Below are 21,701 nucleotides of genomic sequence, written 5' to 3'. Positions count from 1 at the left end.
CAGGAGCTCAGAGGCAGTAACAATACAGCAGTCAACCAAACACCCGTTTGCGTAGCCCCTGAATCACTACGAGGCCGCCCCAATCACCGCCCTGCATTTGGTTCACCTTAGGAGGGTGCGTTCGCCCACGATCCATTTGCCAAGTCGCCGCAAAGCCACGCACAAACTCAGCCGAGCCCAAAATAGCACCGTCCGTGAAATACCGCACTCGGCAGCGCAACATCGCCGCCTTAGACAATTCGCCCTGCTCCTCTTCCAGCACCTTCACTGCCTGCTTGCGATCAATCACCCGACCTTGATGCGTCCAAGGACTACCCCCTTTACCAAAGAGCAACATCCGATGCGCCTGCAACGCCAACTGGTAAGGCTTGCGCTTCCCCGAGCCCGCACCAATCGAGTCAGCCCACACAGCGACCAGTCCAGCCCGCGCATCCGCAACCCGACCTTCAGAAGCTCCCTCGCGTTCAAAGTTCGACGTTCGATGTTCAACGTTCGCGACCGCTTCCGCATAGCCACAAAAGCGGTAATCCTTGGGATCTTCGACAAGGCCAGCCCGCACCGGATTAAGGTCAATATAGGCCGCCATCGTTTGCAACGGATTGCCCTGACCTTCGACCAACACTGACTTAAAACGCTCCGCCCACAGAGTGCCATAGCGCTGATGTGAACGATTATACCAAACTGAGAAGCGCTGCTTCACCGCCTTCATAAACTCAGACACATCCGACATCCGTGCCAGTAAACGACGACGAATCCGATCTGCCTCATCCCCGCCAGCTAGCAGTTCAGCGGCCATCAGCTTAGCTGAAGCCTCCTGATATTTCGTAGGCCTCGGGTAAAGCACCTTGTAGCGCCGCATCAATTCACGATCCGAGACAGCACCACCATCCGGCACCCTCACTAAGACATGGAAGTGATTTGACATAATACAGTATGTGAGCACATCCACACCGCAGAAGTCCGCAATTTGACGGATCATCTTACGCAGCACTTCCTTCTCTCGATCCTTAAAGAGCAACTCACCATTAACCGTGCGGGTCATCACATGATACACCGCATCACGACCACTCACCTTCATTCGTCGCATCCTCATACGACACAACGAAACCAATAATCAAAAAAAGTCCAACCGACCTTAGTTTTTTTAGCCTGTCCCTTTGCTGAGTGTGCTGAGTGCTTTGCTGAGTGTGCGATGCTCTCGCTTAGACCCATCTACGCACTACTTTGAACGAGGAAAAGTGAACACCCTTCAAGAAAGACTCAGCTGAGCTGAGCTAGTGCTGTAACCACGCCGCAGGCCTGCCGAGATGGCTTAACAATAGATACCGATTAGATGTAAATATATCTGCGAACCCCTGCGGTCTATCGCAAGACTCCGTAAACAGAGTTTCGAGGCTATGCAACTTCAGTAGAGCGACAATCACAGCCATGCCAGAACCCGAGAAGGCCACTTCCCCTCTCTATTTATTAACAGCGTGTATCGCCTCTTCAACGAGCTCCCACTCGACTTCGAGCGGAGTGTTTGCCTGCAGCTTTACGTTGTAACAAGTCGTATCTTGCACATGAATCGCATCCCCAGACATTAGCATCGAAGCTTTCGGCAACTGCACTGTAACCACCTGATAAACCAATGACTCGAATCGACACTGCACGCGAGACGGCTCCTGATCGAGCTGCCACTCCATATCCACTGTGACCGCTGCGCGCGTGCGGACGCCTCTCAAACGACCAGAAGCCAGTTGTTCCGGCAAGGCTGGAAGCAGTTTGATACGACCTGGAGAGGACTGCACTAACATCTCATACACCGCAGCGGTGAGCCCCATATTCGCATCAATCTGAAACGGCGTCGAACGCCCGAAGAACCAATCGATCGAAATACCCGAGCCGCGATAATCATTATGATAGGTGAATAAATTTTTACCCACACAGGTCTGCATCAACGTCTCCAAGCAATCATACGCATTGGCACCATCGCCCATGCGCGCACGGATATTTGCCATGTGTGCGAGCGACCATCCGGTCTGATCCTTCAATCCGACCGTGCCGCGCTTATCGACTGCAGTCTTAAATGCGGGGAACAGTGTCGGGTGCGATTCCTCTGTCACCTCAAACCCAGGGAATACTGGATAGATCTGCGATAAGTGACGGTGCTCGTAATTGTCAGAGAACCGATGATCGAGCCATTCACGAATCGCACCATCCTCGTTAATCTCATACTCAGGCAAGCCTTCGAGCATACATTCCCACTGCTCTAGGCTCTCTTCATACAGTCCGAAATCGCGTGCGCCTTTGAGTAAATTGCCAAGCAACTCGCGGGCAATCGCCACGTCCATCGTGGCATTGACTGTCATGCGTGGATGAATGGAGCTTGGCGACTTGATCGCACACGATTCTTTCGGCCAATTCTCAGGCGAAGTCGATGGCGAGATGACCACCTGCCCCGCAGCATCATAGGTGAAATAGTCCTCATAGAAGATCGCCACTTCACGCATGAACGGCAGTAAACGATCCTTAAGAAATGCTGCTTCGCCGCTAAACAGATAATAATCGTAGAACAACTGACACAGCCAACCCGCACCTGAAATCCAGTTCACGATCCATGAACCACCATGTGTGGACAAGCCTGTCTCTGGTGATGTCAGCGCAGGTATGAAAATGCCGCGGCAGCCGTAAAGTTTCTGAGCATTTTCGCGATAGGCCTCTAGATTCGACTCATAGAAATTGAAGACGCCCAGCGCCTCTGCATTCATCCCGCCTGGCAATGCCTGCCAGTAATTCATCAACAAATTCTCGTTGATCATGAAGAAGCAGTCCCAAGGCGGCGCATAGTCGCCATTCCAGATTCCTTGTAAATTCGATGGCACGGAGCCCTCGTCCGAGCTCCCCATCAACAAATAACGGCCATAGTCCGTCATCTTCTGCAGCAACTCGTTGGAAGTGGACCCACTATACGCATCCAGCAGCAAGGCCTCATTCGTCGAATTCCCCGTATCCGCGAATTCAATACGACAGGCGTCAAACTGTGGACGGTGCAGTTCAGAGTGACGCTGCAAGAGCGCATCATAGTCTGCACCCAACGCCACAATCTCCTGCTTCAAACGCTCCACCGCAGCTTCACTGGGCTCATAGACGAAGACTTTAGCGATGACTCGCACGTCTTCTGCACCGTTCAGAACGATGCTCTTGCCAGCCTCACCGGGGGATAAACAACTCGTCTCTGAGGCCACTACACGGGCAACGACGCCATACTCCGCACCGTCATAGTTCGGGTCGGTATATTTGCCAGTGCCGATCAGCCATTCCCCGTCGGCAGTGGCAGTAAAGTCGATTGCAGGTTTAAACAGTTCACCATTATGGCGAATCGCATCCATCAGCTCATGTAATTCGAGGTTCAGCTCCCACGAGAGTGCCTCAACACCTGAGCCCAATTGCTCGACTACAATGCAATCATCCGCGCGCGATACGAAACTACGACGCACCTGCGCTTGGCCGTGCCATTCCCAATACGTCATGGTCTCGCCCGCTTCGAGATCGAGGTAGCGCTGATAGTTCTTAAAACGCTCCTCGCACACACTGCTAAAGCGTAGATCCGCCGCAGGATGATACACCGCGCAGCGACCTTCTTTACCCTCTGCCTTCAGCGCATCGTGATAGAGTTCATTCGCCGCTAGCGCCTCGCCCTGCTCGATCAGCTCACGGCTCTTCGGCAATAGATCCGCCAAATCAGGCAACTCAGGAACAATACCGCCATACCACAATTTCTCGTGGTTAATCAGAATGCGCTCTTCACAGAGGCGTCCATAAGGCATCGCACCTAAATGACCATTTCCTAGAGGAAACGCATCGCGCCACCAACCCGCAGGCTGAGCCATTTTGAGCAAGCGATGATTCGACTGCCATGTTTGATGATACTTTACTAAATCCATTGCTACTGAAAAAGAGGGAATGCGATCTGCCTAAAATTTGAAAAATAAGGTAGAAATCAGCTACTTGTTACTAAGAAAATCGGGTTCATCCACATCGTTGGCGCAATCCTTCTGAATGCGACGGATCGACCAGACCAAGCAAACGACACCCACGACAATCAGCCCCAGGCCAATCTCGCGTGGGCCGAGGAGAAGTTTTCCGACGCCGTAGAGAATGCAAAGCATCGAGACCAAACTAATCACCCATGACCAAAGAGTGCGACCGATAGGCTCCTCTTCAATGTAGACGACCGTCATCTCCTTAATAACAGGGCGCCAGCCGAAAGCAAACGGACGTGCGCGAGCTGCAAATGCCTTCAAACGATCCATATCCTCGGCCTTTGTGCAAAGAGAGCCAACAATCACCGCGAAGCCAACCACCAGCACCATCAGCAGCATACGCGCACCGACGAGATCGGGATCGTTACTGAGGTGGAATCCTTCGCCCGCACCGAAGAGTTGATCTGTAAATGCGTTATCAAAGACATTAACGAACAAGAGCAAGATTGCCATAATCCAACCGACGACCAATGCGATCAACTCACCCTTACCTGTTGTGCGCCACCAGAGCCAGCGCAAGACACCAGGCACAACGCCAGCCGAGCCTAGAACAAAGGCTAAGGTCAGAAGCTGCTGCATATTGTCAGCCTTAATTGAAATGAATGCACCCGCAATCGCCATAAGCACGGTCGCGACACGCGCAATCGATACGTAGTTCTTTTCGGTCGCATTTGTATTCATAAAGCGGCGATACACATCGTTCACCAAGTAAGAAGAGCCCCAGTTAAAGAGCGTGCTAATCGTCGAGATAAAGGCCGCAAGGAGCGCCGCTACGAGCAGCCCCTTCAAGCCAACCGGCATCACCATGACGATCATACGTGGATAAGCCGCACTCTGATCGGCCACATTCAACTCTGGAATCAACACCATCGAGCACAGGCCGACCAAGATCCATGGCCACGCCATCAACGAATAATAGACGACGGTGTGTAGCAATTGAGCGAACGCGGCGTTCTTAGCATCCTTACTCGCTAGCAAACGCTGCGCTTGATAAGCACCACTCAGGCCGACGCCAATCCAGAGAAATCCAAAGAAACCGATCGCATTCCAGGTCGACATTTCTCCCTCACCACTCCCAATCCTCGGAGAGATACTGAGCTCGTTGCCGCCCCAATCTTTCATTGCCCGAAGCTGCTCAACCAGGGCATCAAGCCCGCCGACTTCTCGAACAGCTAAGACCGCCAAGATAATCGTGCCCAGCGTCGCTAAGATAAATTGGATGAAGTCGGTATAAACGACCCCGAACAGCCCCGAAAGACCACACATCAAAATTGCCACGGCGACCACCGCTATAGTAACGGGAACTTGATACTCGGGCGGCAGGCCGACCGCTTCACGCCCGATCGTCTCCATCGCTTTAATCACCCAAGCCGAAATCAACGGACAAATAATAATCGCACCCCATGCACCCGACCAACCGCGCAGCGCTTTAGCCGGCGTGCCACCATAGCGTGCTTCCATAAACTCGACGTCCGTCACAAAAGCCATCCGGCGCCATTTACGCCCAAAATACACCAGCGCCAACGTCGAACCGATGACCGGTGCCCAGAACTGCCAAATATAATGCACCCCGTGGCTACGCACCAACGCACTCACCCACAGCGGCGTATCGGCCGCAAAACTCGTGGCAATCATCGACGTGCCTCCAATATACCAAGGCAATGAACGCCCTGAGACAAAGAAGGAGTCCATATCTTCGCCCCCCTTTTTGGTGAAAAATAGCCCAACGCCGATTAGCGAGAGCAGAATCGCAACAATGACGAGGTAATCAATAAATTCTAGAGAATGCATAAACAGGTAAATGTTATTACTAACAATAACTGTGTCGTCCAGAAAATAAAATATTTAAATTGAACCGACGCGGCTAAGAAAACTGCTTCAAATTATAGCTCCCAAAATACGAGGTTAATATACCGACCATCGTTATATGCGAAAAAAGGCCGCGCCCCCCGGCGCGACCTTTAACCCTATAAATATCCTATCCCTAAATAGGATGCTTATAGCCATTCGTGAATATTGATGTTGGTCAACCTAATAATGATAATATTAACAAAAATCATTGAGAAACAAAAAATAATCAGTTAGGATGTCCGCTTTAAAACACAAAACAAAGAGCACATTTTCAACATATGACACGGCCCAACATCATCCACATCCTAGTCGACGACCTCGGCTATGGCGACTTTAGCTATTTCAACAACGGCCTGAGCGAAACTCCATGCTTAGACCAACTCATCAAAGAAAGCTTGTGCCTCGACCAGCACTACACCAGTTCCCCAGTCTGCAACCCGTCCCGCGCATCCCTACTCACGGGGCGCTACCCGCAGCGCACGGGCTCGATCGATACCCTTGAGTGGCGCGGCCTTGAGCGAATGGATCTTAGCGAAACGACAATTGCCGACATTCTCGGTAAAGCCGGCTACCGCACAGGCCTCATTGGAAAATGGCATCTAGGCGCTTTCGATCCACGTTATAAGCCTGAAAATCGTGGCTTCGATGAGGCGATCTGCTTTCGCGGCGGCATGCACGACTACTATGATTGGCGACTAGAGTCGGGCAACAAAATCATCCGAACTGATGGACGTTACCTCACCGAATTCTGGACGGATGAGGCCATCGACTTTCTCAAGCGCAGCCCGCAAGACCCCTTCTATTTACACCTCACCTATAATGCGCCGCACACTCCCCTGCAAGCGCCAGAGGAAGATATGGCGGTATTTCGCAACCGCGAAGACCTAAGTGAAGCGGTCAAAACGCTCTACGCCATGGTGCGCAACCTAGACCGCAATGTCGGTCGCTTACTGGAGCAACTCGAGACGCAAGGTCTACGTGACAACACATTGGTCATTTTCTCTAGCGACAACGGTCCGCAATTTGGCTGCGAGGCAGGTTCATCGCTGGACCGCTTCAACTGCCAACTACACGGCTCCAAAGGCTCCACCTACGAAGGTGGCATTCGCGTGCCAGCAATCATCCGCTGGCCCGACGGCCTAGATCCGGCCACCGCAGATACCGATGGATTCTTCCACATGTGCGACTGGTTGCCGACGATCTTAGGTTTTGCAGGTATCGACACACCGCACGGCCTGAAGCTCGACGGAGTGGACCAATCGAGCATCCTGCGCGGCAATGCGCCCCGCTACGATCCACTGCGTTGCTGGCAGTGGAACCGCTACGAACCGCGCCTCGAATACAATGCAGCAATCCGGGATGGCGACTGGAAGCTCGTGCGCCCTTACCTGCCCGAAGCCTTTGAAGTGCCAGACATCAAATGGCTGCATGTCTCTATGTATGAGCCAGAATACTTTATTAAGAACGGCATCATCACTGACCCCGCACCACACGTGGAGATACCAGCTCCACCGCCGGTCGAACTCTACAACATCAAAAACGACCCACTGGAGCAGCACAATCTCGCAGAGGCGCAACCGCAACAAGTGCAACGCATGGATCGCGAGCTCAGCAAATGGTTTGAAGACGTTTGCAAGGATCTAGCAAAGACCCGTCGAGAATAAGCACTTGGGCCTAAATAGCAGGGCACGACGTGCCTTCGATAAAGATCGGCGTATTCAAGATCGATTTCGATTTCGGGCGGCGCGCACTCGGACCTTTTTCAATACGTTCCACTAGAAGCTTCGCCGCATTTTGACCGATCTGATACGGCTGCTGATCAAAGCTCGAAATTGCGACACGAGGGTCGCGTAGATTCAACGCACCGAAACCGACAATCTTCACCTTACCTGAGATCGAGAGCTTCAATGCCTTACAACTGTGCCATGCACTGATCGCCATACGGTCGGCAATCGCAAAGATACCATCAAACTGCCCCTTTAACTTCTTCAGTTCAGCATCCAGCAGCTCAGTGTTATGCCCAATGTCTGGAGCAGCAATGTCACCGATTAGCTTCATTCCGAATTTTTTGACACCATCACGAAAGCCCTCCGAACGAATGCGGCTCGTGCTAACATGATCTCCCGTAGAGATCAGGACGGTCGACTTACAGCCATTGCCAGCAAGCACACGTGCCGCCTCGAAGCCACCCGCGTAATCATCGGTGCCGACGAAATCAGCCGAAAAACCAGAAGGCTGACGGTCCACCATAACCAAAGGAATCTTACGATCTACGACCTCTTTGAAATAAATGGGGCTAGCCTCATCGTTGACTGGAAGAAGGATAAAGCCATCCACACGACTCTCCAGCAGACGGTTCATCACCTTGCTCTGCTCCGCTACTGCCCTTTCACCCACATGGCCATGCACTAGATCAAGTGCCATGATCATGTCTTTCTCGTGTAAATAATCATACGCACCTTCCAAGATGGTTGGTGCAATCGCATGTCCAGCTGGCACCACGAAACTCACGATGCCACTGCGCCCGCTCTGCATGCCACGCACCAAGCGGTTCGGCTTATAGCCCAACTCATCTGCAATCGAACGAATTAATTTTTCAGTGTTTACCGCGACATTCGACTCATTACGCAAGACACGAGACACGGTCATCATAGAGACTCCCGCGCGCTCAGCGATTTGCTTCATGCTTACAGATTGTGTTTTCATGTTAACTAACATCTACATTATGTTTCTACTAACAAGTAATAAATGCAGAGCCATGACATTTTTATTATCCTAGATCCGGGAGTCAGAAGCCAGGAGGGAGAAGTTAGCATTTCTATGTCAGAGACTTACCGAATGTTGAGAACTCGCCAGATGGCTTCGCCCTTCGGTTGAGCGTCACTACGCTCGGAAGGCGAAGCTCTATTATGTTGTAAACAACTGATGATCTGAGACGAACTCCTGATTACTACCTTTTAACGACTCTTTTTAGGATTATCCAACACCAGCTGCATATCAAAGAGATCCTGCTCTACGCCTGCGATACAGAGAGTCGACCCGCAGCTGCCCCATCCTTTTTATTAAAGATTAATATATTGTCTTTTAGGTTAAATAATGAACATAATAGTTCAAATAATAACTATAATGAGTTTTCTATCAGCATCACAAATCATCCAAGGCATCGCAGAGCGCGTGCGAACAGAGCGCGTGCGTTGCCATTACACGCAGGCAGAACTGGCGAAGCGTTCAGGCGTGCCGCTGAGCACTTATAAGCGCTTTGAGCGAGAAGGTCAGATTGCGCTGGAGTCTTTGGCAAAAGTCGCAATCGCACTGCGCATGGAAGCGGAACTCAACGGACTGTTCGAACGAACAGCAGCGACATTTGAGAGCCTAGACGCCGTCGAGCGCGCCTTAGGCAGTCAACCCAACAAACCTCGACGCGTGCGGCATACATCCAAATGAGATTAAACGTCGCATACCACGGCCAGCGCATTGGTCAGATCCTCGATGTAAAAGGCACGCATTATTTTGAGTATGACGTCCTCTTCATGCGTCAACCGCTGCCGCTTTCACCGTTACACTTACCAGTGCAGCGCGGCGTCACCGAGCACCGCGACGGAACCTTTGCAGGGTTGCCAGGGCTTATTTACGACTCACTTCCAGATGGCTTTGGACAAAGTGTGATCCGCCAACATTTCAGAGAAAAAGGCATGCACTCCCCTTCGCCCTTGCAAGTCCTTAGCTATCTCGGAGATCGCACGATGGGGGCATTGACTTACTCGCCTCCGGCGGGTGACTCCGAGCAGTCCACCGCCGTTGATTTAGTCAATGCCGCGCGCTCCGCACGCAAACTCGTCGAACATGAGCATGGCCCACTACTCGACCCCGCTCTCATTCAAGCGGGTGGCACCGCTGGCGGCATGCAGCCAAAAATCCTAGCTTCGATGAACGATCAAGGCAACATCGTCACTGGAGCCGATGCCATACCCGATGGATATACCCCTTGGTTGATTAAGCTCAATACCGAGGGCAACTCAGACAAGGCCTATGCCCCCTTGGAGCACGCCTATTTTCAAATGGCGCGCGACTGCGGTATTCAAGTGCCTCAGACTCGGCTCTTAATTGACCACGACGGCGTGCGCCACTTTGCGATTCGCCGTTTTGATCGCAGTCTAACAGACCCAAATCAACGTATCCATACACATACCTATGCAGCCGTAGCGGGCGTCGACTACCAGAGCCTAAGCGGCAGCTACGATCATCTCTTTGAGACCACACTTAATTTAACCCGAAATATCGTATGCTTGCGTGAACAAGTGCTACGCGCGGTGTTTAATGTGCTGGCCCATAATTGCGATGATCACGCCAAGAATTTCTCATTTCAGATGTCTGATCAAGGCGACTGGGCGATTGCCCCAGCCTACGACTTATCAATGGCTCAAAATCAGACTCAAGGCAATTGGCTCTCTGTAAACGGCAAGCGCTCTGGCATCAGCGCTGCTGATTTTGCTAAGATCGCAGAGCCTCTCGGCATCTCACGGAGCGAAATTGACGCGATGTTTCACGCAGTGTCCGCAGTCACAGCACGCTGGCCAGAATACTCGAAAGCATCTGGTGTCGGCGCAGGGTTATCAAAAGCAGTCGAAGCGGCGCTAAACAGTTAAATCAACAGCGCGCTCGAAGTCAGAGATACAGCCCCTGCGCCACTCAGCATAACCGAAACCAGCTCAAAGAGGCTGAAGCGGCAGCAGCCTGCATCACCGAAGGGCGATGCGTAGGAAGAGCGACGCACGCACACTACCAGAGGATGCTCGATACCGACTCAAAGTGGATCGATCGAGTGACTATCGGCAAAAGCCGACAGTCACTCAGGCCGAGGCTACTCGGCCCTGCGGAACGTAATCGTGCTCAGACTCGCAGACTTAGCCGCATCCTCTAAACAAGATACATTCACCTGATAGCGTCCCTCTTTCGGAAAATTCAACAACCCGACTGGCTGTGCATGGTAGATAGACGAGGCACTTAGCTGATTACGAATACGCTCTCCTCCTTCAACCTCAACCTGCCAAACCAGACGTCCCTCGCCTGTATACGTCAGATCCACTAGATAATCACCAGGCACGAGCACATCCACTGTCCAAGTTGCAACGCCCTTCCCCTGATTCCAGTCAGAAACTTGCTTCACATGCTTCCATTCACCGAACTTTTCCATCCAGCGCTCTTTGCTCAGCTTTGCACCAGATGCAGTCGCAAATTCCGCTTCGATTCGTGTTGGTAGCTCAGGATCCAAGCCCCAGGTGGGATCAGCCACGGGTGCGCCTTCCAGCTCGACTTCGACCACCGACGCTAGCGCTTCGGGAGCCAGTGCGGGGAGCTCGAAGCAAGTCCAACCATTCAATGTGTCAAACTCAAGTTCTGTCGACGCAGTGCCGTTTAGCAAACGTGCGGACTTCACCTTGGTCTTGAGCCCTGGCAAATAAAGTGTTCCCGAGCGAGGCCAGTCAAAGACCGTAAGAAACAATCGATCCTCTCTTACAGTTACGTCGCCCCACGGTAAAGCATGCTCCCACGGAGACGCATCGACCCCATAAACTGCTTGCGGATAGCTTTGTATCCACTCGCCCGATACCCGAAGCGAATGTGCCGCACGCTCAGGAACGGAACCATCACCACGCGGGCCAATGTTCAGCATATAAGTGCCACCACGGGCAACCGTGCCAATCACACGCTTAAGGATTTCAGTCGGGCTCTTCCAATTTTCATCATACCACGCAAAGGCCCATGAATCATTGGTCGTATCAACACTCTCCCACATACCAGCGACATTGCGTAGTGGCACTTCCATGTCCCCGAGACACTGATAGTCTCCGAGGCCATGACCCGCACGACCAGCAACCAGTGCATTCGGCTGATTCTTATGAACCACCTCGATCAATTCTTCGACATATTGCTTCGGCATGTTTCCAGGTGTATCAAACCAGACGATTTCAATCGGGCCATACTGACTGGTGATCTCCTCCACCTGAGGCAGACACTTTGCATAGAAATAGTCCTTAAATGTAGCAACAGACCCATCAGCGTTCTTTGGACCACCTTTTGCGCCTGGAGTCGTCCAGTCCTGATTATGCGAGTAGTAAAAGCCAAACCCTAAGCCAAGTTCTCGGCATGCATCTGCCAGTTCATGCATCGGATCCTTCGCCCAAGGCGTTGCATCAACGATGTTGAAGTCACTCGAATCCGAGTCATACATGGCAAATCCGTCATGATGCTTACTCGTGATCACGACATACTTCATTCCGGCGTCCTTGGCCAATTGCGCAATGGCCTGCGCATCAAAGTTCACCGGGTTAAAAGTGCCCGCCAACTCTTTATAGGTCTCATTCTCAATACCGGCCATGCGGTCGTGCATAATCCACTCACCGATTCCATAATAGGTCTGACCATCTACCTTGTTTGCCAACTGTGAATACAGCCCCCAATGGATAAACATCGCGTAGTTGCCCTCATCGAAGAGCTGACCACGTTCGGCATTTTCAGCGCGTAGCTTGACCACTTCCTGGCCCCACATCTCATCCATTCCCTGCCCAACCGCGCTAGATACCAACGCTGCACTGCAAAGACCTGCTAAAGTAATTTTCTTTAATAACATAATCTAATAAACTTAAAATTCGGACACTATTTAGTGATCACTCGAAAAACAATCAGCAGGAGGCTCAGTCGGAATCGTTTCCTGCCACTGCTGTAACTTCTTTTCTAGGGCTGCCACCACTTCTGGATACTGACTCGAAAGATCTGTTTCCTCTGCCCAATCATTTTTAATATTATAAAGTTCTGCTTTCCCTAGCGACTCGTTATAAAGCAACTTCCAATCCCCCTCACGTATCCCCAGGTGCGGCCAAACTATCGGATTCTCGCGAGCGGGTCTCCATTCCCAAAAAATCGGCAGGTTGCGCGTAAAAGCATCGCCCTTGAGCGCAGACACCATGCTCACTCCATCCGGCTCATATCCATCAGGCAAAGCTACTTGGGCTAGCTCGGTAAAAGTTGGCAAGATATCGACGGCCGTAAGCACAGAGTCACGATCCACACGTCCTGCGGGAATGACGCCTGGCCAATGCGCAATGAAAGGCACACGAATACCACCCGCATACAACGAACGCTTCTTCCCCTTTAGTCCGCCGGATTCGCCAACAGAGTAATAAGAGCCTAAGCCCGGCCCTGTTGATGTATCATCGACTTCCTTTTTACTACCAGTCCACTCCGGACCATTATCTGATGAAAAGATGACCAGCGTATTTTCATCGAGGCCTAGATCATTGAGTGTGTCCAAGATACGGCCAACTCCTGCATCCCCTTCTGCTACGATCGCCGCATAGACTTGCTGCTGCTCATCCAAGGTTTCGAACTGCTCTAAATACTGCGGCAAAGGATAGTGCGGCGTGTGCGTCTCATGAATCCACAGATTGATAAAGAACGGCTCGTCTTGATGGCGTTGAATGAAATCGATTGCCCTGGGAATGGTCGACGTCGTAGGCATCTGCTCAGGAGCATTACTGGGTAAATTAAAGGCTCCAAATTCATCATAACCGTATTGTGGAGGCATGGGAGCGTCCGAGATATGGTCATTGGATAGATGCCATTTCCCGAAGTGAGCCGTCGCATAGCCTGCTTCCTTTAGCATACGCGGCAACATCGGAGCCTTCGGATCCAACCAGTCGGGCATGCCTGCGCGCTCATGATGCTCCGTAGAAGCAAAGTGTTGATGCACCGAGTGCCTAGCAGGAAACTGGCCCGTCATGACCGCCGTGCGGCTGGGGGAGCACACGGGATGGTTCACCGTAAAATTCTGAAAGTCAGTGCCTTCCGCCGCCATTTGATCCAAGCGCGGCGTTTCACAAAAAGTGCTGCCGTGTATGCCTAAATCGCCATAGCCCCAGTCATCGGCAAATATGAAGATCAGATTGGGACGATCCTCGGCCGAGCGCTTGATGTCTGACTTCGAACCAGAGGCAGCCAAAACATGGCAGCCCATCGACAGCAACAAGAGAGTATAAATAGAATGATGTAATCGCATCGTAAAACAGTGAGTGTTAAGTGCCAGTTGCACCTAATTAAGATGCATTTGTTTGGGCTGATTAAAGTGAATTATTGAACAACCAGCTCTCATAAACCGACAACGAATCAAGACTATCAGATATACAGAAATTAACTATCACGCAAATGCGTGAGAATTCGCTTTATCCTTAAAAGAGTAGTTAAAAGTTAGGAAGCAGACCTCCGTCTGACTCCTTGCTGCTAGCTGCTGAATATAGCTTTATACTTTATAAAATACGGACCTAAATGAGAATTAGTGGTGTGCGAATAACACAACTAAAGGAGAGGTATTACAGTCGTTCGAACTGCGGTCGACCGTTCCAGCGCATTCAAATTTGCATACTGCATGGCCTACGAATTGCCACTGCAGACGAAAAAGGCCGCACCCCCTATAGATGCGACCTTAACCCTAATATATAACCTAATTATACATCCCTAAAAACTAAATCTGCTACATACTAACACATCCAGACGAATTGCCTATCACGTAAATACGCGAATTTGAAAATTATATTCGCAGCACTGAGTTCTCAATCTTCAATATAAACGTGCTTCTCTTTGATTTCCCCCCAAGCAAAGGACTCAACATGTCCATCGACGAAGGCAGCATTCCCTCGGCCTCCATGTCGTGTGCTGAAAGATGGATTCGAGCTCGAAGCGCCATAGCCCGTAAAGGAACCATCTGGTAATACGCTTTCGGCAGTCGCGGCATTATACGATCTACTAATTGCGAAATATCCGAAACCCCAGCCGCTTGGATACCGCTGGCCGGCATCGGCGATCATAATCGTTTCACTTGGGCGCTTCACATTCAACGTTTTATACGGGGCTGGCTTGGTTCCATTACTTTTCGTTCGCGTATCTGGGATCAGCTTCGAATTCCAGCCATACGCGTGCGTGACTCTCCTAGTTCCATCAACTTCCATGTAATGCTCACTGGCAGGGCAGTTGATCAACTCGATCGGCTCATTCGAATCTTCGATGTCGATATATTTACGTAACTGTGTAAACCAAGGAACCTGTGGCTTATCTTCGGTCTCTGCATTTAGCGCAGGGAAGTTTCCATGATTCTCTGCCGCATACATATTTGCCGCAGTCGCCAGTTGCCGCAAATTACTGACACACTTCGCTTGATTGGCATTCTCTCTGACCCGGCCCACTGCTGGAATCAAGATCGCAGCCAAAATCGCTACAATCGCAATGACAGTTAGGAGTTCAATTAAGGTAAAAGCGGAGTTTTTTCGTATATTCTTCATGGGAGGGGTAAGAGAACAGCCATCAAAATAGCTCAAGTTAATGAAAAATCAAGCAATTTGTTACTATTAACAGGCAATTTCCTGATAAACTCAAGTTCAACCCTAATAAATGAGTTGAACCTAAGCCTACTGCCGTATTTAGGTCCAACAGGCTCATACCATCCTTTGACATTACCTGGTAGCATGTAGCCTTCCGATGGAAGACTACTGTGAACACTTTTCCGCTGTATCCGTAGACCGCCCGCTACTCTAGAGATCGGTAGAGTAGAGAGCTGACGCAGAGTATTTCACCTAGGCCTCCCCAGCGCACTACACGATCTTTGCGGTTAAAATTTTACTAGCTTGAGTCAGTGCTTGGTATTAGTCACACGCGGAAGCGACAACAGGCCGATAGGCTTGTTTCAAATGATCTCTAATTGAACCGAAGAACCATTTTGAATCAACTTGCAGCCCGTTCCCCGTTTGCCCAAACCGTTTATTACAATATTCTGCATACGAAACGCCCGCTTAAGCGCAACGATCTTCCTGCCCCTCAAACAAGCTGACAGCCCTAGGTTTCCCCGCATATGCAGAACCCTCGATAATCAATTTTGCGACCTCAAGCTGCATAAAGTGACGCACCTCGAAAATCCACAGACGTTGAACTTTGATCGCAATCGATGGCTAGTGGATAATTACGATCGATGAGATCATAGACCGATTAAAGATCACAAGAGCGCCCTGTATTATTTCCAAATTTTGATCGCTTCTACATCATTACTGGATGGGGGACCTTCGGTGCTGCGCCCTGCTTCCACATAAGTCGTCAATTGAGCCAAGAGTCGCTCGACCACTTCAGGCTGTGAATCATATAGATTTGTTGTTTCACCTGGATCTGACTCTAGGTCGTAGAGTTGGCCCATGACACTCTCCCCCGAAGCTTCTGTCTCAGTCGGTGACGTCCACCCACCAGATCCTTTAGCAAGCAGCAGTTTCCATTTCCCCTCACGATAAGCGAAGTGCCCTGAAATGGAATGATGAATGATCCCCTTCCGCGTGCTCTGTATTTCTTTGCCATAAAGCGCGGGTAAAAAGCTCACACTGTCTTCACCAGCATTTTCCGGAACTTCACTCACCGTCAAATCAGCAAAGGTCGCCAACACATCGGTTAGGCAAATTAACTCACCCGAAGTCGCTCCGGCTTCAACCGAGGCGGGCCAACGAACAATAAACGGCACGCGATGCCCGCCATCCCACAGGTCCGACTTGGACCCTCGAAACCCAGCACTGGGGAAGTGCCCCTTCGCTTGCAGTCTCTCAATCCTAGCAGCCTTAGAGCAACCATTATCACTGGTAACAATAAGAATGGTATTTTCGGTCAACCCAGCCGCCTCGATGGCATTCATAATCGCGCCCACAAACGCATCCGTCTGCATCATAAAATCCCCATAGGCACCTAGCTCACTTTTGCCCTGCCACTTCAGAGTCGGCACAATGGGTGTATGTGGCGATGGCAGCGCGATGTAGGCGAAAAACGGCGTTGCAGCATCCTGACTGTGAATAAACTCAACCGCTTTATCTGCCAGATCATCTAAGACATTAACCGCCTCGAAACCTGCCTGTGCGGCTCCTTTGCGCTTAAAGGCTTTCAGCGTCGTGGCTTCGCCCACGAATTCATCATTCTCAATATAAATGTAAGGCGGCATATCGAGCGAGGCGGCGATTCCAAAGTAATAGTCGAAGCCTAGATTGTATGGGCCCTCTGCGATCGTGCCACTCCAGTCAATATTCGTCAGCCCTTTTTGATTCAATGGCTTGTTCTCGATGGTCGGCATGTTCAATCCGAGGTGCCACTTGCCAATCATTGTGGTATTATAGCCCTGCGCTTTCAGCAAGCTTGCCACCGTCGTTCGGGTCGCGGGGATCAAGGGCTTACCATAACCATTGAGCACACCGCGCTGCATTTTACTACGCCAATTGTAGCGACCGGTCATCAAGCCATATCGAGCAGGCGTGCAAACCGAAGAGCTCGTATGTGCGTCGGTGAAGATCATCCCGCCTTTAGCTAAAGCGTTTATATTTGGGGTCGGGATCTTGCAACGCTCAGGGTTGAGCACCTGCACATCACCATAGCCCATATCATCGGCGAGGATGAAAACGATGTTTGGTTTATCGCCTCCAAATAGCAACGAAGCAACACACAGTGAAAGAAAGGTGAGGTAAGATGATTTCATGAAGATACAAATACCGTAACATGAAATTTCATTTTCAATATCGCGTATTTACGTGTCTCGCAGCGTCGATTAGCATCCTTGATGCCGCAGTCTTTGCTGAGGCTCGGTGGCTGAGGGAGGAGCTAAATAATACCAAACACAGAACGAAAGATGACACAGCGTGGTATTATTTAAACTGGATCACCGCGCATTCTGGAACCTGCGCTTGGCTAAAGACGGGCTGCCGTTGCGCATCTAGAAGAGTGACCGAAAAGCCTTCGAGGCGATCCGAATTCCCCCTCCTGTTATAGATATTCAACTGCTCGACCCGAACCACACCACCAAGATCCACCTCCCACCAGGGATTCGTCGACTCAGATGTATGTGTCACTGATTTGTTATTGTAATCGCCATCGACATTGCCGTCGACGGCTCGGTCTGCGTCCCCTCCTGCGCTCGTGCTGGATTGTGTCGCAGATTGATGAAGCGCCACATTCTTCCCTCCAGCAATAACCTCGACCTCGGCAAGTGATAACACGCGGGCATCACCAGGGAGCTCAATGCGGACATAGCGTGCCTTGGAAGTTGTCGAAAGCGGATAGGCTTTCGTGGATGGTTGCATCGAAGCCGATGAACCTGACTTTGCTCGGCTTCCCCCTTTTTTGATATAATAGTCATGCCCAGGAATGCGATCTGCCGACTTCGCATTCAGGCCGAAGATATTCAAATCAGCCTCCGGCACGGAAATAGGCTCGATCGTGAGATCCGCCTGATCGAGAGCGACCGGCACGAGCGTCGCGGTCTGCCCCTGCTTCAAATCGATTGCGATGAAGCCGTCTGCCATTTGCTTGATCTGGCTGGAACGAGCCAATACACCATCGATATAGACCTTTGGGTTCGCGACGTCGGTCTTCACCTGACAGGGAGACCCAATGAGGCTCTCAAGTGTAACAAACTGTGTCACCCCACCCTTACGCTTCGCGCTGACAAGGAATGCACCTTGTGTGCGCAGCTGGTCAAACGCGACATCGCCCCACAACTCCGGAGTGCCAGGAAAGACTCGGATCTTACCGCCCCAGCTCTGCAGCAGCATATCGTGCAGTGCAGTGGCAAACGACAACGGGCTCTCGATCACGGGATTGCCCTCGGCATACATGGTCGTCGAGGACACATTCTTATGCTTAATTAAGAAATCCAAATAGTAGTAAGCCTGCTCTGCATCACCAAGTGTGGCATACATAGAGGCAGCACCCGTTGCGGTGTAGCCGGTCACCGACATCGCGCTGTCTTTCTTCTCTAGATTCAGCGAAACATAAAGCCAATGATCGAGCGTCTTGCGCAGCATCGCAGCGTCGTCCTCATCCTCGGGCGTAATAAGTGCCAGCGGATACATCGGCAGCAGATGCGAGTAGTGCCGGTGTGGTTTATCGAACGGTATATCTTTACCAATGCGTAGCCCATTCTCGTCAATTTGGTAGTCGACCAAGTTATCAGTCACATTCTGCCATGTGGACTGCAACGGATCGTTTAAGCCAAACTCGGCATTCAAATCCTGTAGCGTTTGAAACGTCCAGTTCATGAGACCAATGGTAAAGTTCACATCCTGCCCGCGCCCTCCGGGATACTCAGGCGACCAACTATGCTTGATATGAATCGTGCCATCCTCGGATACCACTGGATTGTCTTTTAAATAGTTCAGGTAGCTATTCCCAACCTTACGCAGTAGCGGGAACACACCATCACGCATCCGTTCGCGGTCACCCGCATATTCACAATGCAACCAATAGTTATGCATAATCCACGCAATCATGTCAGGCACGCCGCCACCGCTTTTACCCAGCATATCTTGTGGGAAACAGGTTGAGATCGAAACACTATCTTCCCAGTGATCCGGCACATTCTGCAGCATGTTGCTGGTATACTTATCCAAATTGTTCGGCAAGGATTCACCCACCAATAAGCGGTTGGAAGTTAAATGTGTCCAATACTGCAACTGCACATTAAGGTCGCCCCACACCATCGGCCAGAAAGTCTTATGATACCATGGCCCCATCAAATCGAGGATCGGCCCATTCTCACGCATCGCTGAGCCGAGCTTATACATTTGAATCCAATAAAAGGCTTCCTTCTCGGCGTCGTTGATCGTCAAAAAACTCAGCGGGTAGTAATCATGCCACCATTGTTGATGCGATGAGAAGAACTGGCCTGCGGCAAACAATTCGCGAGCGACGATTAAATTCTCAGTCACTATCTCCAAGCTGTCACTTTCAGGAAAACTATGGTGAATGCTGGCAATCATGCGCTGTTTACCCGACGAGTCACCACGGATATCCCAACCAGTCGTCGTCTCACCACGGCCATCGACTAGCACCTGCTTACAAAACTCCATCTGATTGCCTTTGCCCCAAACTGGTTCAGGAGGCAGCGGATACGGCGCATTCCTCATTTTATCCCAACTCCCACCTTTGGGGCCACCGCCGCCATCGAGCGTCTTGCGCACGGATGCATACGGAACTTCCGGATGCCATGAAATAGTGATCGACTCTCCGCCCTGTGCATCGGTTTCGAAAAAGATGACATCCGTCTCACTGTGCGAGAGTCCAAGAATCGAATACGTGCCCTCAGTTGTGGTAATTTCACCCGCCAGCTCAGCATCCCACAAATCGAGACGCATGTTGACATCGATGATATCGCCTTTGGATTCTAAATTAAAATGCCCGAGCGGCAAACGACCACGATAAATCCAAAGCAGGTCATTGCCCTCATACGGCAAGCGATGATCATAATAATCATGACGCCCCACATAGAGCGAAATCACATTACTCGCCGCTTCCTTGGGTTGATAGAATAGAAAGCCCACGTTGCCATTGCCCGTATACGGAGCGATCTCCCAGCGGGTAGGCACACGGTCCCACACCATATCGTGTTGCCCAAGGAAAGCCTCAAAATCGACTTCTGATTTAGCCGACAGCGAGGTCAACGAAAGTGCCACCGCACAGGCAGAGAGTAGCAGGCGCATCGCTCGCTTAATTACTAAAGTATCTGTCATCTTCGAAATAGTATGGTATCAATTTATTCTAAAATAACGATTATGACACAGATGGCATTGAAGCGCTATCCAGCGTTTACGTGATTCAATCGTCGCACTCGAAACTCTTCCGTCGACTGCAGTCATTTGACTGTATGAGGAAGACTAGACATTTACCCGTAAGCCCGCACCCCACTGCAAACGTCCCATCAAGCGAAAGCGCGCAGGCAGCAACTCCAACAATCCAGCCACCTCGCCCCTGGAGAGCACCACTGGGAACCACTGACGCTTCTTCGTGCGCGTGGCCTCGTGATAGCCCACATCAGGCAGATCCAGCACATCGCGGAAGTAAAAACAAACCGAGCCAAGGAAAGATAAAGCACTTGCCCAGAGTGTGCCTCTAGAGGATCCAACGATATACCAATAATCGGGGTGAATGGAATTGACCCTCCGCCGGAATGCCCCAAACTTTCATAAGTCATCTCGTCTGTAACTGAAATAAGTATTCAACTCCCATGCATTTTGATCTAGCCCACGCCGTTGTTTCCGCAGTTCTTATCCTATTAACGATTTTTGTAATGCGCAAAACTGGCATAGCCGATACTGCCAAGAAAAAAGCGTTTGATTGGAAGCTGTTTCTAGGTGTTCTGGTTGTGATGTTCATCTTGAACTTGATCTGGCCGTATTGATTGCCTCCCGTCAAAATAGGGATGTCCCAGCGGCCCGTGAAGGGTTGCGGCGGACTCGCATTGTCTAGCATTTTTCAGGCTTGGTATGCCCGTATTGCCGATTTGATGTCGCCGACAAGAACAAGCTGATTCGCAGATCGCGCCTAAGGTCCACACAGCAATCCTTTTCAGCGTGCACGGCCAGATATTGAGAAAAAGTGGGCACAACAAGACGCGGATGATCAACTGGCTGCCCGCGCTGAGTCGCAAGCCCTATGAACGCTCAACCTTTGACCCAGAATCGGAGCATACTGGGGGGCGCCAGTGACATCGCTTTGATGAGAAGGAAAAGAATGACCATTCACAACCGCTTAGACCGCACATCACTTAGGCTAGTGTGCCAGTCCTCTACTATATGAAAAACAAACTATCAACTGCCATAAGCATTCTAGCGTTACTAGCATTCGCATTTCTAAGCTGCTCGTATATTACTAGTGATCCGTCTTTTACGAAATGGATGAATGGTAGTGAATACCAAAAGAACTTTGATCTAAAATATAAAGAAGGTTACTTCCCCATCGTAGTCGAAGCGAAGTCAAGCCTCA

At 50.8% G+C, this 21,701-nt stretch carries 14 protein-coding genes; 4 read left to right on the top strand and 10 right to left on the bottom strand.

Features of this window, described 5'->3' with window-relative positions:
* Positions 1-31 precede the first annotated feature (31 nt).
* The 3 genes from GZZ87_RS18995 to GZZ87_RS18985 form a co-directional block, all read right to left on the bottom strand.
* Positions 32-1,078 carry a transposase gene (locus GZZ87_RS18995; protein ID WP_244652043.1) on the bottom strand — a complete coding sequence of 349 codons (1,047 nt, stop codon included), beginning with the start codon at positions 1,076-1,078 and terminating at the stop codon, positions 32-34.
* A gap of 382 nt (positions 1,079-1,460) precedes the next feature.
* Positions 1,461-3,926 (bottom strand): glycoside hydrolase N-terminal domain-containing protein, encoded by a 2,466-nt coding sequence (locus GZZ87_RS18990; RefSeq protein WP_162024468.1) that lies wholly within the window; start codon positions 3,924-3,926, stop codon positions 1,461-1,463.
* A gap of 60 nt (positions 3,927-3,986) precedes the next feature.
* Positions 3,987-5,816 carry a hypothetical protein gene (locus GZZ87_RS18985; RefSeq protein ID WP_162024469.1) on the bottom strand — a complete coding sequence of 610 codons (1,830 nt, stop codon included), beginning with the start codon at positions 5,814-5,816 and terminating at the stop codon, positions 3,987-3,989.
* A gap of 338 nt (positions 5,817-6,154) precedes the next feature.
* Between GZZ87_RS18985 and GZZ87_RS18980 the strand changes: the two genes are divergently transcribed.
* Entirely contained in the window at positions 6,155-7,540 is a 1,386-nt protein-coding gene (locus tag GZZ87_RS18980; protein ID WP_162024470.1) for a sulfatase-like hydrolase/transferase, read from the top strand.
* Between the two features lie 10 nt (positions 7,541-7,550).
* Here the strand turns inward: GZZ87_RS18980 and GZZ87_RS18975 are convergent, their stop codons facing one another.
* Complete coding sequence (locus GZZ87_RS18975; RefSeq protein WP_162024471.1) at positions 7,551-8,582, bottom strand: LacI family DNA-binding transcriptional regulator; 1,032 nt, start codon at positions 8,580-8,582, stop codon at positions 7,551-7,553.
* 420 nt (positions 8,583-9,002) lie between these two features.
* On the opposite strand from GZZ87_RS18975, the gene GZZ87_RS18970 reads away from it, so the two are divergent.
* Both GZZ87_RS18970 and GZZ87_RS18965 read left to right on the top strand, forming a co-directional pair.
* Positions 9,003-9,320, top strand: coding sequence for a helix-turn-helix transcriptional regulator (locus tag GZZ87_RS18970; protein ID WP_162024472.1), 318 nt, complete (start codon positions 9,003-9,005; stop codon positions 9,318-9,320).
* The gene (locus GZZ87_RS18965; protein WP_162024473.1) at positions 9,317-10,522 is read left to right on the top strand and encodes a type II toxin-antitoxin system HipA family toxin; all 1,206 of its coding nucleotides are present in this window, start codon (positions 9,317-9,319) and stop codon (positions 10,520-10,522) included. Before GZZ87_RS18970 ends, GZZ87_RS18965 begins: the two co-directional genes overlap by 4 nt.
* Positions 10,523-10,737: 215 nt before the next feature.
* Here the strand turns inward: GZZ87_RS18965 and GZZ87_RS18960 are convergent, their stop codons facing one another.
* The 6 genes from GZZ87_RS18960 to GZZ87_RS18935 form a co-directional block, all read right to left on the bottom strand.
* Positions 10,738-12,507, bottom strand: coding sequence for an alpha-L-fucosidase (locus GZZ87_RS18960; protein WP_348534086.1), 1,770 nt, complete (start codon positions 12,505-12,507; stop codon positions 10,738-10,740).
* 30 nt (positions 12,508-12,537) lie between these two features.
* Positions 12,538-13,932 (bottom strand): sulfatase-like hydrolase/transferase, encoded by a 1,395-nt coding sequence (locus tag GZZ87_RS18955; RefSeq protein ID WP_244648169.1) that lies wholly within the window; start codon positions 13,930-13,932, stop codon positions 12,538-12,540.
* A gap of 550 nt (positions 13,933-14,482) precedes the next feature.
* A complete protein-coding gene (locus tag GZZ87_RS19945; protein ID WP_162024494.1) occupies positions 14,483-15,208 on the bottom strand; it encodes a prepilin-type N-terminal cleavage/methylation domain-containing protein in 726 nt (241 codons plus the stop codon).
* Between the two features lie 725 nt (positions 15,209-15,933).
* Positions 15,934-17,421: an arylsulfatase gene (locus GZZ87_RS18945; protein WP_162024474.1), complete on the bottom strand. Its 1,488-nt coding sequence runs from the start codon at positions 17,419-17,421 to the stop codon at positions 15,934-15,936.
* A 166-nt stretch (positions 17,422-17,587) separates the two neighbouring features.
* Positions 17,588-20,449, bottom strand: a complete 2,862-nt coding sequence (locus tag GZZ87_RS18940; protein ID WP_162024475.1) for a discoidin domain-containing protein — start codon at positions 20,447-20,449, stop codon at positions 17,588-17,590.
* Between the two features lie 144 nt (positions 20,450-20,593).
* A complete protein-coding gene (locus GZZ87_RS18935; RefSeq protein ID WP_162024476.1) occupies positions 20,594-20,767 on the bottom strand; it encodes a hypothetical protein in 174 nt (57 codons plus the stop codon).
* A 176-nt stretch (positions 20,768-20,943) separates the two neighbouring features.
* On the opposite strand from GZZ87_RS18935, the gene GZZ87_RS18930 reads away from it, so the two are divergent.
* Entirely contained in the window at positions 20,944-21,117 is a 174-nt protein-coding gene (locus tag GZZ87_RS18930; RefSeq protein WP_162024477.1) for a hypothetical protein, read from the top strand.
* Positions 21,118-21,701: the final 584 nt, after the last annotated feature.

This window comes from Lentimonas sp. CC4, assembly GCF_902728235.1.
Classification (GTDB): domain Bacteria; phylum Verrucomicrobiota; class Verrucomicrobiia; order Opitutales; family Coraliomargaritaceae; genus Lentimonas.
Note: the sequence above shows the minus strand (reverse complement) of the source record. Positions and strands in the feature narration are given on the sequence as shown.